Annotated in this window: 10 protein-coding genes; 7 read left to right on the top strand and 3 right to left on the bottom strand. The window is 55.9% G+C overall.

Annotation, left to right across the window (positions count from 1 at the left end; all coding sequences use genetic code 11):
* The first annotated feature begins 143 nt into the window (after positions 1–143).
* The 3 genes from LN244_RS10545 to LN244_RS10535 are packed head-to-tail and all read left to right on the top strand — an operon-like array spanning position 144 to position 5716.
* On the top strand, positions 144–1484 hold the full coding sequence (locus tag LN244_RS10545; RefSeq protein ID WP_239039753.1) for a Wadjet anti-phage system protein JetA family protein: 1341 nt from the start codon (positions 144–146) through the stop codon (positions 1482–1484).
* Entirely contained in the window at positions 1485–2297 is an 813-nt protein-coding gene (locus LN244_RS10540; RefSeq protein ID WP_239039752.1) for a DUF4194 domain-containing protein, read from the top strand.
* Positions 2294–5716: an SbcC/MukB-like Walker B domain-containing protein gene (locus tag LN244_RS10535; RefSeq protein WP_239039751.1), complete on the top strand. Its 3423-nt coding sequence runs from the start codon at positions 2294–2296 to the stop codon at positions 5714–5716. Before LN244_RS10540 ends, LN244_RS10535 begins: the two co-directional genes overlap by 4 nt.
* Here the strand turns inward: LN244_RS10535 and LN244_RS10530 are convergent.
* Entirely contained in the window at positions 5708–6385 is a 678-nt protein-coding gene (locus tag LN244_RS10530; protein ID WP_239039750.1) for a hypothetical protein, read from the bottom strand. The two genes, LN244_RS10535 and LN244_RS10530, sit on opposite strands and share 9 nt — an antisense overlap.
* Positions 6386–6506: 121 nt before the next feature.
* Here LN244_RS10530 and LN244_RS10525 point away from each other — a divergent pair, with 121 nt between their 5' ends.
* Both LN244_RS10525 and LN244_RS10520 read left to right on the top strand, forming a co-directional pair.
* The gene (locus LN244_RS10525; protein WP_239039749.1) at positions 6507–7808 is read left to right on the top strand and encodes a DUF3422 family protein; all 1302 of its coding nucleotides are present in this window, start codon (positions 6507–6509) and stop codon (positions 7806–7808) included.
* Between the two features lie 39 nt (positions 7809–7847).
* The gene (locus LN244_RS10520; RefSeq protein WP_239039748.1) at positions 7848–8168 is read left to right on the top strand and encodes a BolA family protein; all 321 of its coding nucleotides are present in this window, start codon (positions 7848–7850) and stop codon (positions 8166–8168) included.
* A gap of 62 nt (positions 8169–8230) precedes the next feature.
* Here LN244_RS10520 and aroA read toward each other — a convergent pair whose 3' ends face one another.
* Positions 8231–9511, bottom strand: coding sequence for a 3-phosphoshikimate 1-carboxyvinyltransferase (aroA, locus tag LN244_RS10515; RefSeq protein WP_239039747.1), 1281 nt, complete (start codon positions 9509–9511; stop codon positions 8231–8233).
* 48 nt (positions 9512–9559) lie between these two features.
* Positions 9560–10105, bottom strand: a complete 546-nt coding sequence (locus LN244_RS10510) for a methylated-DNA--[protein]-cysteine S-methyltransferase (protein WP_239039746.1) — start codon at positions 10103–10105, stop codon at positions 9560–9562.
* A gap of 102 nt (positions 10106–10207) precedes the next feature.
* On the opposite strand from LN244_RS10510, the gene LN244_RS10505 reads away from it, so the two are divergent.
* Entirely contained in the window at positions 10208–10453 is a 246-nt protein-coding gene (locus tag LN244_RS10505) for a YdcH family protein (RefSeq protein WP_239039745.1), read from the top strand.
* Positions 10454–10587: 134 nt separating this feature from the next.
* Positions 10588–12381, top strand: coding sequence for an ABC transporter ATP-binding protein (locus LN244_RS10500; protein ID WP_239039744.1), 1794 nt, complete (start codon positions 10588–10590; stop codon positions 12379–12381).
* The last annotated feature ends 12 nt before the right edge of the window (positions 12382–12393 follow it).

Genomic DNA, 12393 nt, shown 5'->3' with positions numbered 1-12393 from the left:
CTGCAGACCATTCCCCTTATCTCGCTCCCGGTTTTTCGCTAACATAACCCGCTTAAGCTAACCGATCACAACCGGACGACCCAGTGCTGTTCAACAAGCTTCCAGAAGACATATTTCTCCCGCTTTCGGGGCAGAACCGGCAGGTGTACCAGTCGGTCCTGTTGGAATTGGCCGATCTCTTCTTTGACGAGGACCTGATCGACCCCTTTATTCCTCGTGATCTGGTGCGTTCCACCATCGAGAATGCCGTGGTGCGTCTTGGCGTACGTCGCTGGGAACATGAGGTTGGGGAAGACGCGGCTGCCGAGTTGCCGCGATCGACCGCAGAATACACCAACCGCATCTACCGCCGTCTGGTTCAGACAGGTTGGTTGGAGGAAGAGCAGAAGGTTTACCGTACCTATGTGCTGCTGTCGCCAGCGGTGAGTCACCTGCTGCGCTCATTGGTCAGTATCGCCAAACTGGAGAAGCGCAGTTACGGCGGCGCTGTGCTCAACGTGCTCAGCTCGCTTGAGTCAGCGGTCAATGACCCCGAAGGACGCGGTATCACCTTGGCGGAAGCGGCGCAGACAGCGGCAGACTTCAGTGCACACCTGACTGACATGATGCTCAGTCTGCGTGAGCTCAAGATCAACCTGTCTGCCAGCAACAATCCTCAGGAAATCGTGCGCGGCTTCTTCGAGCGTTTTGTTGAACAGGTGCTGGTTTCCGACTACAAGACGCTTAAAACGCGCAACAACCCCTTCCGTTTCCGGCGTCAGATTTTGTCGATGTTGCGGGATTTGCAGTTTGATCCGCTCAAGCTGAAGCAGTTGGCTGATCATTACAGGCAGCAGCTGGATGTTTCCTATGACGTTGCAGAGGCGCAGGTCCATCAGCATATCAACCGGATCATCCGGATTTTTGAATCCGTTGATCAGCGTTTGGCAGCTATTGACGACTTCCGCTATCAGCTGGAAAAGCGTGTGGCTGATACCGTGCGCTACATGGACAAGACGACACCGGGTATGGCTGCGCGATTGTCGCGGGTGATCGCGGCGGCTGCCAAGTTGCCTGAACATGTGATTCCGCGGGTGGATACGCTGGAAGAGGTTGGTTTCATCTCTCCGGCCAGTGTGCGGGCGCCGGTGCGTCGCCGTATCGAGGCCAAGCCTCGGGTGATCACTCAGCAGGAGATTGATCCCAAGGTGCTGGAATTGCGTCGCCTTTTCAAGGAATGGAAGGAGCGTCGAGAGGTCAATGTAGACCGCATCGAAACCTATCTGGAAAGTCAACTGGCCGGTCGTGATCAGCTCAAGGCAACGGACTTCCGCATCACGACAGTGGAGGAGTACATCTGCTTCAGCTATGTCCGCCACATGAACTCGCTGGGCAAGAAGGCACAGCAGATGCGCAAACGTTTCCGAATTCAATTTGAAGACCACTACGTCAACGTCTCCAACATGGTGGAGTGTCGTGGTTTTACCATCCACAGGAATACCTAAATGCTTGGTGATCTGCAGAAAATCGTCTCCCGCAATGAACAGCACGACGCTGATGACTTCATCCGCGCCGCCGGTCTGTTGCTGAGCAGCCAGTTCCTTTATGCGGACCGCCCGGTACACCGTGACAGCTACTTCCTGATCGCGAGCAACCTGGACTACTTCCGTAACCTGTTTGAAGCAATCGGCTGGACGCTGGCATATCAGCCCGATGAAGCCTTTCTGGGCATCATCCCCCAGGGCGAAGAGCGGGTCATGAAGCTTAAGCTGGATGAGTCCCTGCTGATGCTTTGCCTGCGTCAGCAATATGAGCAGAAGCTGGAAAACTTCGAAGTCGAGAGTGGCAAGGCCTATACCAGCACTGACGAGCTGTTGCGCCTTTTCTCCAGCCTGACCGGCAAGGATATTCCTAACGAGACGCGACTGAAGGAGATTCTGTCCCTCTTTACGCGTCACGGTCTGGTAGAGCGGGGCAAGATTGAAGAGACCGACCCGAAAAATATCCCGCTGCGCATTAACCCCACCATTCGTCAGGTAGTGGTTGAAGATTACATCGGCCAGCTCGAAGCGCTCTGCGATATGGATATTCGTGACCGAGTCGAGACTGATGAAGAGGTCGAAGACGCCGGTGCCGATATCCAGGAACAGGCTGTTACCTCCAGTGATGACACATCGGATAGTGCTGCAGAGGACGAACCTGTAACGACTGTGGATGAGGACTCAGCCGTGCCCGCTGCATCGGATGAAGCCCCTGTCGCTGCCGATAATGAAGAAGATGAACAAGCCGCCGATAAAGCGGAGGACACCCCGTCATGAAACAGCTTAACCGCATCGTTCTGGTCAACTGGTATGTACTGGGTGCCGTTGAAATTCCGATCAAGGGAAATGTGGCTATCGTGGGCCCAAACGGCTCCGGTAAATCCTCCTTGCTGGATGCGATCCAGACCGTACTCATGGGCGGGCACAAGCGTCATCTGAGTTTTAACGCTTCTGCCGGCGAAAAGAGTGAGCGTTCGCTGCGCACCTACTGCTTGGGTTTCATGGACGACCAGGGCAAGAAAGCGACAGCGCGTGAAGACTCTCTGACCTATATGGCGCTGAGTTTCTTTGATACGGAAACCGCGAAGGAGAGCTGTATCGGCATCGCCATCAGCGCCTCCACGGCCAGTGCCGAGGAAGACGTGCTGGGTCGATTTATCCTGCCGGATTTCTCCGTATCCCTGGATGACTTTTCCGTAAAAGAAGGGGCGGGTCGCATGCCGCGCCCCTGGAACGAGGTGCGTGACAGCCTGCTCAAGCAGTGTCCGGACATGATTCTCGAGAAGCGGGCCAACCGATTCATCCGTGACATGGTGACCCATCTGAGTCACGACCCGCAGATGCCGAACGACGACGACAAGTTCATCAAGAATTTCAAGAACGCGTTGAAGTTCGTGCCGATCGATAGTCCGACTCGTTTTATCCGTGAATTCGTGCTGGATGAAAACATCGTTCATGTGGGGGCCTTCCGCAAGTCGCTGGATGAATACCGGGCGATGGAGCAGAAGACTCAGGAGGTTGCCAACCGCATTGGTGAGCTTGAAAAGGTTCAGGAGCTGTGTGGGGGCATCAGCCGTAACATCAAGAATGCGGTTGAGTATGAGTGGGTAGTACACGAAACTCGTTTCGAGAATGCTGACCTGCGCAAGGAAGATACCGCGGAACGACTGGAGGAAGCGGCTGAACAGGAAGAGTCGCTGCAGCAGCAGCTGGAAGAGAACAGCGCTCGCCTGAACCAGGCCATGCAGGATTTGGCAGATGCCCGTGCCGAGCTGAATACCAGCGATTCCGCTCACAAGATCAGCGCGCTGGAGTCCACCATCAAGGCGCGTCAGCATGAGCAGAGTGTCGTGCGTGACAAGATTCAACAGGCATATAACCTGCTGCGCACCACGGTGAGCTTTGCCAACTACAACGACCTGCTGCCCGATGACTTTCGCCCCCTTGTCGAGCGCTCGGTTGAACTCTGGCGTTCCGGCGAGAGCCTGAATGCAGACGAGTGGCCAGCGGAACCGGTCAGTGTCGACAAGGTAATCGAACAGCTCAAGGCTCAGGTGGATGATGTGCGCAAGTCAATTGCGCGCCGCTACGAAGAGTCGGTGATTCGCATCAACGACCTGCGCAGCCTGATTCAGAATCAGAAGAGTGCAGTGGAACAGCTGCAGCAGGGACGTGCGCCTATTCGCCACAACACCCGCGAGCTAATGGAGCTGCTCAATGAGTACGGCATCGAGTCGACGCCGATTTGTGAGTTGGCCGACATCAATGACGACAAGTGGCGTATCGCCATTGAATCCTTCCTGGGAGCCCGCCGAGAGGCGCTGGTGGTGTCGCCGGACCGGCTTAAGGAAGCGATTACTCTGTACCGTCGCAAGGGCCGTCACCTGAAAGGCTGCCGGATCATCAATACCACCAAATCCGGTGACTGGCTGCATCGCAGCAAGCGTGGCTCGCTGGCTGAGTTTATCGACACGGATAACGACCATGCGCGCGCGTATCTGAACCGTGCGCTGGGTGGCGTGATGGCGGTGGAGACCGAACACGAGTTGTTGCAGCAGGAGCGAGCACTGACGTATGACTGCATGCTGCAGACCGAGGGCTCTACGACCTCGATCAACGAGCTGAGCCCGATCATGGGTATCCGTCGTCGTCAGGATCAGCTGGAAGTTCAGGGACGTCAGGTAGACGAACTGATTGCCGAGTTCACCAGTCTTGGGCGCCGTCACGAGTCGCTGGAGAAATTGCGTGATGCGCTGATCAATATGACATCTGGCCTGACTCAGATGACAGAAAGCGTGTTCAATCTGGTCAACCAGCGTGAGCAGTTGGGTTCAGAGATCGCCGGTTACGAGCAGGCGGTTGTGGACCTGCGCAACCACGATGACAGTGGTATCCAGAATCGTATCGCCGATCTGGCCGAGCAGCAGAAACAGATTGATGCCAAGCAGAAATCGCTGATGGAGAAGCTGCAGAAAGTCCGCACCAGCATGATCAAGGATAACGCCAGCCTTGAAGTACTGGAGCAGGAGCTGGTTGAGCATGCACAGGCGCGTACTCTCTGTGAGGAAAAGCCGCATTTCGACGCGCAATCGGCTCAGGAAAAGCGTGACTACCTCGATGAAAGCTGCGGTGGTGAACTTGAGCGAGTCATTTTCGAGGCCGCCAAGCGGGCACAGTCCGAAATTCAGCTGCATGAGAAAAAGAAGAACGCCGTTCGTGATGCAGTGGCTCAGTACAAGGCTCGCTACCACGGCGGTGGCATGAGTCATCAGGAACTGGACAATATCAGTGCTGATTCCACCCACGAAGATCTGGAGTTCTACGTTAATCAGACGGTCCAGGCGCTGCGCGACTCCGAACTGGCCGAGTACACCAAGCGAGCCGAGCGTGCCCGTCTTGAGGCGGAAACAACCTTCCGTTCAGACTTCGTTGCGCACCTGAATGATCAGATCAACAAGATCAAGGACCTGATCCGCGAACTGAACAGTCACCTGAAGAACCGTCCGTTCCATCAGGAAATGTACAGTTTCGAAATGATGCCAAACCCGGAACTCAAGGATATTCTCGAGCTGGTAGAAGCATATACGCGTCTTGATCAGGCCAACGTGGGTACGCTGTTCGATATCCAGCATCAGGGTGACAACGACCACCGTGAAGCGCTGAACAAGATCCACGAGGTGCTCAGCGACGAAGGCGAAAGCAGTCTGCTGCAGGATTATCGTAACTTCTACAACTTCGAACTGGTGGTGAAGGACCTTGAGGGTAACCGCAAGACCACGTTGACGCAGCGTATCAAGACAGGCTCCGGTGGTGAGCACCAGGTGCCTTTCTACGTGGCGATGGCGGCGGCACTGGGTGCGACCTACCGTCTGAAAGAGAGTGGTGATGGTCGACCTGTAGGGGGCATGAGCCTGTCGGTATTTGACGAAGCGTTCAACAAGCTGGACTCCGAGAACACCGTAACCTCACTGGGCTTCATGTCGGATCTCGGTCTGCAGACCATTATCGCGGCACCGGATGAGAAGTACTCGTTGCTCTCGTCCTGCATGGATACCATCATCAACGTTTGCCGTGATGGTCGTGTGGTCGATCTTGACGTGGAGTTCCCGACGGAGCTGGGCAAGGAACTGCTGGCTTCTGACCATCCCTACAAGGTTCTGGCGGCAGAGGCTGAGGACGAATCCCTGTCAGTCTGATTTCAGCGTACCGGGGCCGGCAATGAGGTCGGTCCCGTTTTCTCCACTGGTGTGTGCATTCAGATCAGTGATCAAACTGGCCAGGACCTTGCCGCGATAGGCAAGCTGTAGTCGTGGGCCGAAAGGTTGTGCCTGCCAGTCTTCATTGTGATCCAGCAGATCCAGCAAAACCGCAACAGGCCCGAGTGGCATTTCTTCCTGTTCGCAGCGCCAGTCTCGATACTGGCGGTTGGCCAGCAGACGTTTCACGCTCTCACCGTCCCATTGAGTCGGGCATGTCTTTAGCGGCGCAAGATGCCTGCTGCTCGCAGGGGCATGCAAGTGTGGGTCGCGAGGACGTGAGCGGCGTGCACTGAGGTCGCTGTGAACACCCAGCAGTTCGTTATCTCTGACGTTGCCACCGAAGTCCAGTGTGTTCAATCCTTTGACGAGTGCGCTCAGGCTCCACTGACAGCGTTTGATCAGCTGCCAGGCAGGGTCCATGGAACTGCGTGAGCCAAGTGTATAGCGCACGGGATCTCCCTTGCCAAACAGGGTCAGCTGCAGAAAATGGCTTTGAAAATCGACCAGGCAGGCGGGCGTGTCTACCAGACAATAGGGCGTCTCGCGGCGACAAAAGGCGATCCATTCTTCACGGCTTTCCAGTTGTGGCAGAACACGGACAATCATAGGCAACTCTTACAGGTATAGGCCGCAAGTATAAGGCAAAGGCCGACGCATTGACGATCCATCAGGGGTGTTCATAAGCGAAACAATTATTTAAGGTTGGTTTTTTTGCCTGGACCCATTGATGAATATCCATCCGCTGCGATCACATCTGTACGATGAGCTGCATTCTCGCCCTTTCCAGGTCATCCCCAGTCCTGCGCGCATTACTCATATTGCGGTGCTGTGCTCGGAGGCCGAAAAACAGGCCCAATATGATCATCTTCAGGAGTTGCACGCCGTCTTCGGTTGCCCGGTCAACCATCATGACCAGAACTGCTATGAATACGACTGCGGCAACTTTCGTCTGCGCCGAGAGAAGCATACCGAATTCACGACCTATACCTTTATCAATCTCGAAATTCCTGAAGACAGTGAGCCTTTTGATGTAACCGGGCTGACCCCTTTGCCGGATGGCTGGATCGAATCCTTGCCGGGTGAAGTGGTGGGTGCTTTCCACGTCAGTATCGAAGATGCCCGTCAGTCCCCCGAGCCGAACCTGCCGGATGTCAAGCGGGCCTTTGAAGAGATGCGCCTGGTCGGCAGTAGCCCCCAGAACGGCGATGCACAGGTCTGGGCCAGTTTTCAGCTGCATTCGGACGGTTTTGGTCGGATGATGGTGGTCAATAAACAGATGAGTGACAGTCAGTTGGGTCGTCTGACACAGCGACTGATGGAGATCGAAACCTATCGTTTGATGGCTCTTCTCGCGTTGCCGTTGGCACGTTCGGTGTCACCCGAGCTGGTCCGAATGGATGACCGTCTGGCACAGCTGACTCAACAGCTGGCCGGAGAGGGTGAAGTGAATGAGCCCGAATTGCTTGCCGACCTGATTGACATGGCGGCGGACATTGAGTCCTGGCGCGCGCGTTTGACGTTCCGCTTCAGCGCTACCAAGGCCTATCACGCGCTGGTCTTGACGCGCCTTGAAGAGCTGCGAGAGGACGAAGTGTCGGGTCACTTGACGTTGACCGAGTTCATGACCCGTCGCCTGACCCCGGCAGTGAGAACCTGCCAGGCCAGCGGAGAGCGCCTGGAAGACCTCTCAAGGCGTGTTGACCGCGTTTCCGATATGATGAGAACCCGTGTTGAACTGGGCATTCATCAACAGAACCAGCAGCTTCTCAGCTCCATGGATCGGCGTTCCCGAATCCAGTTGATGATGCAGCATACGGTTGAAGGGTTGTCGGTCGTTGCGATCAGCTATTACCTGATCGGTCTGCTGAAATATGTGTTCGAAGCGTTGTATGATGCCGGCATCCCGATCGACAAGTCGCTGGCAACGGGAATCTCGGTACCGGTGGTGGCCATGACGGTCTGGCTGGCGACTCGGCGCATACATCACCATTTTATTCAGTTGGCGCGCAAGGATCAGATCCGAGACTGATCGTGCTTCAGGCTTTGGCGCCAGATGAGCGGAGTTTACATGAGCGTTGCAGAACAACTGGAAAACCTGCTTCAGGCGGGTCTGAATATCCAGCATATTCAGCTGGAGAACGAGAGTCATATGCACTCGGGACCGGCGACTGAAAGTCACTTCAAACTGGTGCTGGTCAGTGCGGACTTCGAAGGCAGGCGCCTGGTTCAGCGCCATCAGCAGGTCTATGGTCTGGTCGCTGAACTGATGCAGAACCCTATCCATGCGCTGGCGTTGCACCTTCATACGCCGGAGGAGTGGGTAGCGCGTAATGGAGAAGTGCCTTTGTCGCCGACCTGCAAGGGGGGCTCCAAGGTCGATAAGGGCTGATTTTTGCTCGTCAGAGCAACTTCCCGCGTGCGCAATTACCGGCGTACGCGGGAAGGGCAGGATCAGCGCGTGATCTGCGCGAACAGCTGGAAGTATTCCGGGAATGTCTTGCGCGTGCAGCCCGGGTCGTTGATGGTGATGGGAGCATCACCGAAAGCGGCCAGTGAGAAGCACATTGCCATGCGGTGATCATCGTAGGTATCGATGGCTGCACTCTGGAGGGTCTCAGGCGGCGTAATCTCGATGTAATCCTCGCCCTCGATTACCTCGGCACCGACCTTACGCAGTTCAGTCGCCATGGCGCTCAGACGATCAGTTTCCTTTACACGCCAGTTATACACGTTGCGAATCGCTGTAGGCCCCTCGGCAAACAGCGCTGTCGTGGCAATCGTCATCGCCGCATCCGGGATCGCGTTCAGGTCCAGATCAACGCCCTTAAGCTCACCCTTGCTGACCTCGATCCAGGTCGGGCCATAGCTGACATGGGCTCCCATCTTGCCCAGTACTTCGGCAAAGGCCTTGTCACCCTGTACGCTGTCGGCTCCAACGCCGTATACGCGAACAGTGCCCCCGGCGATGGCCGCTGCGGCCAGGAAGTAGGACGCGGATGAGGCGTCACCTTCCACCATAACCTCTCCCGGAGAGCAATACTGCTGGCCGGCCTTGACCACAAAGCGCTGATAGTTCTGGTTATCCACTTCAACGCCGAACAGTTTCATCGTATGCAGGGTAATGTCGATATAGGGTTTGGAAACCAGCTCTCCCTCGACGTTGATGATCAGATCACCACTGGCCAGGGGTGCCGCCATCAGCAGAGCGGTCAGGAACTGGCTTGAAATGTTACCCTTGATGCCGACTTCACCACCTTTGAGACCACTGGCCTGGATGCGCAGCGGGGGGTAGCCGGGCTCGCCGAGGTATTCGATGTTCGCACCCAACGGCAGCAGTGCATCCACCAGGTCTGCGATGGGGCGTTCGTACATCCTTGGCTCGCCGGTGAGGGTAAACTCGCCCTGGCTGGCACAAAGTGCAGCGCATAGCGGGCGCATGGCGGTACCGGCGTTGCCCAAAAACAGCTCCAGCGCCTGCTCAACATTGAATGCCTGTCCCAGTCCTTCCAGTTCGCAGCTGCGACGGTCTTCAGCCAACACGTAATGTACGCCAAGAGCCTGAAGCGCGTTGAGCATATGACGCACATCATCGCTATCAAGCAGGTTGGTGATGCGAGTCTTGCCCTGGGCAAGGGCCGCAAGCAGCAGAATTCGATTGGACAGGCTCTTGGAGCCCGGAATCTGAACTTCGCCATTGGCATGGGCCAGCGGCTGCAGGGTCAGGGTATCCATGGATGGCAGCTTCACTCTAAGCAGGGGGTGGGCTGCATAAGCTACCGTTTATCGGCGCCGAGGTCGAGTATCCGATGGTGTATTACTCGCAGGCATGACGCGGTAGCGCTCAAGAGTGTCGGCCTGCTTGAGGGGAACCTGTTCCAGTTCAAGCAGGCGGATCTTGGTTTCCAGACCGCCACCATATCCGGTCAGGGAGCCATTGGTGCCAACGACGCGGTGGCAAGGAATAATAATGGAGATCGGATTGCGATTGTTGGCCATCCCGACTGCTCGGCTTGCCTGCGGGCTGCCGATCGCTTTGGCGATATCAGCATAACTGCGCACTTCGCCATAGGGAATCGCTTGCAGGGCATCCCATACTTTGCCCTGAAAAGCGGTGCCGACCGGTGCAAGTGGAATATCGAAGGTCGTTCGTTCGCCACGGAAATAGGCTTCAAGCTCGTTCACGGCTTGATCGAGGACTGGGTGCCCGGAAGCATTGGCAGCAACCGTTGCTCTTTGTCCAAAGTCGACGCGGCAGAGTCCCCTGGTATCGGCTTGCAGGGTGAGTGAGCCGACAGGTGTGTTCTCCATCACATAGGTGTAGATCATTCGGCCTCCTCAATCAGGTCTTGATACGTATCAATGACGTCCTTGTATGGTTGCAGGATAGTGAATGTGCGACATGACAACAACTTCAGGAAGAAATGACGAATGACCATTGAACACCATGACCTGATTCACGAACTGCCAGAGTACCGCGAGCAGATCCATACTCTGAAAGTGGAAAATACACACTTCGCTCGACTGTTCGATGAATATCACGCGGTCACTAAAGAAGTTGAGCGCATGGAAGCAGAGATTCAGCCGGTTTCTACCAAAACCGAAGAGGAATATAAGCTCAAGCGACTGCAGCTCAAGGACCAGTTGTACGCAATGCTCAAGGAAGCAGGTAACTGAGCGCGACAGACCAGGTTCTGCAAGACACCCGCTTCTGCGGGTGTTTTTCTATCCGGGGCTGGCGTACATTGAACATCAGGTAGACGTGTTTCTGCGTATACAGCTGTGATGTTCTCGGTTGCAAGGAGCTTCGGGTGTCTTTGTCCACGCCTTCCAGTTATACCTGGCGTTATATTTTTAATATCGCGCTTGAACACAAGCGTGAGCTGATACTCGCCAACCTGATTGCGATTGCCGCAACGGTGATGAGTGTGCCTCTTCCGTTGTTGATGCCACTGCTGGTCGATGAAGTCCTGCTTGATCAGCCCGGTGTCGTGGTCGCGAGTGTTAATGCACTTTTCCCGACTTATTGGCAAGGTCCACCCTTGTACATTGGTGCCGTGCTTTTGTTGACGGTGGTGCTCAGGCTCCTGGCGCTTGGGCTCAACGTACTTCAGGCGCGCCAGTTCACGATTATCTCCAAGGACATTATCTACCGCATTCGCGGCGGACTGCTTGAGCGTCTGCAGCGAATCTCCATGGCTGAATATGAGACGCTGGGCAGCGGCAACGTGGCATCTCATTTCGTGACTGATCTGGATACGGTGGATCGCTTTGTCGGCAGTTCGGTCAGCCGTTTTCTGGTGGCCGTTCTGTCGATTTTCGGTACTGCTCTGATCCTGCTCTGGATGCATTGGCAACTGGCTCTGTTTATCCTTTTTTTAAACCCCTTTGTAATCTGGCTCACCATGGCCGTGGGTAAGAAGGTCAAGCACCTCAAGGCGCGCGAGAATTCAGCATACGAGCTTTTCCAGTCAGCCCTGACCGAGACCCTTGATGCCATTCAGCAAATCCGTGCCTCTAACCGTGAGAGACACTATCTGGTTCAGCTGACGGAGCGGGCTCGGGAAGTGCGGGATCACTCGACCAGCTATGAATGGCGTTCGGATGCAGCCAACCGCTTCAGTTTCATGCTGTTCATGATCGGTGTTGACCTGTTCCGCGCCGTTTCCATGTTGATGGTGGTGTTTTCGGATCTGACGGTAGGCCAGATGATGGCCGTGTTCGGCTATCTTTGGTTCATGATGGGGCCGGTTCAGGAAGTGCTGGGGATGCAGTACGCCTGGTTTGGCGCACGGGCGGCGCTGGAGCGGGTTAACCGTTTGCTGGCCTTGAACCTTGAGCCGCGTTACCCACAGCTGCAAGACCCTTTTGCGGGCAGAAAGACCGTCAGTATCAGCTTGCGTGATCTGCACTTCAGCTATTTTCCGGGTCAGGAAGTTCTCAGAGGCATCACGCTGGATATTCCGGCCGGGCAGAAAGTCGCCCTGGTCGGTGCCAGCGGCGGTGGCAAATCGACGCTGGTTCAGGTGCTGCTGGGGCTCTACCCCCCACAACAGGGAGAGGTTTTGTTTGATGGGGTGCCAGTACAGCGGATTGGGCTGGAGCGGGTGCGCGAACATGTCGCGACGGTATTGCAGCAGCCCGCGCTGTTTAATGGCAGCGTCCGCGATAACCTGGTGATGGGACGCTCTTTTTCCGATCAGCAGCTATGGGACGCTTTGGAAGTGGCGCAGCTGAAGAGCTTTGTCATGGCTCTGGAACAGGGACTGGATACCATGGTTGGACGGCAGGGCGTTCGCTTGTCGGGTGGGCAGCGTCAACGGCTGGCGATTGCGCGGATGGTGCTGTCAGATCCGGCCGTGGTCATATTGGATGAAGCGACCTCAGCGCTGGATACCCAGACCGAATACGCGCTGCATCGGGCAATGTCCGAGTTTCTGCAGGGACGAACCACTGTGATCGTTGCACACCGTCTCAGTGCGGTGAAGCAGGCGGACCGGGTTTACGTGTTCGAGGATGGCCAGATCATCGAACAGGGCAGTCATGACGAGCTGCTGGATCAACAGGGCCTTTATGCACGGCTCTACGGCCAGCGGCAGGTGTAGAGGGAAGCATCT

The sequence above is a fragment of the Marinobacterium sediminicola genome (assembly GCF_022343685.1).
Taxonomy (GTDB): Bacteria; Pseudomonadota; Gammaproteobacteria; order Pseudomonadales; family Balneatricaceae; genus Marinobacterium; species Marinobacterium sediminicola.
This window is presented reverse-complemented; position numbering and strand designations above follow the sequence as displayed.

Bases quoted from the DNA above. Each gene is read 5' to 3' on its own strand.
- LN244_RS10540 (WP_239039752.1), top strand. From the start codon at position 1,485: ATGCTTGGTGATCTGCAGAAAATCGTCTCCCGCAATGAACAGCACGAC.
- LN244_RS10535 (WP_239039751.1), top strand. From the start codon at position 2,294: ATGAAACAGCTTAACCGCATCGTTCTGGTCAACTGGTATGTACTGGGT.
- LN244_RS10530 (WP_239039750.1), bottom strand. From the start codon at position 6,385: ATGATTGTCCGTGTTCTGCCACAACTGGAAAGCCGTGAAGAATGGATC.
- LN244_RS10525 (WP_239039749.1), top strand. From the start codon at position 6,507: ATGAATATCCATCCGCTGCGATCACATCTGTACGATGAGCTGCATTCT.
- LN244_RS10520 (WP_239039748.1), top strand. From the start codon at position 7,848: ATGAGCGTTGCAGAACAACTGGAAAACCTGCTTCAGGCGGGTCTGAAT.
- aroA (WP_239039747.1), bottom strand. From the start codon at position 9,511: ATGGATACCCTGACCCTGCAGCCGCTGGCCCATGCCAATGGCGAAGTT.
- LN244_RS10510 (WP_239039746.1), bottom strand. From the start codon at position 10,105: ATGATCTACACCTATGTGATGGAGAACACACCTGTCGGCTCACTCACC.
- LN244_RS10505 (WP_239039745.1), top strand. From the start codon at position 10,208: ATGACCATTGAACACCATGACCTGATTCACGAACTGCCAGAGTACCGC.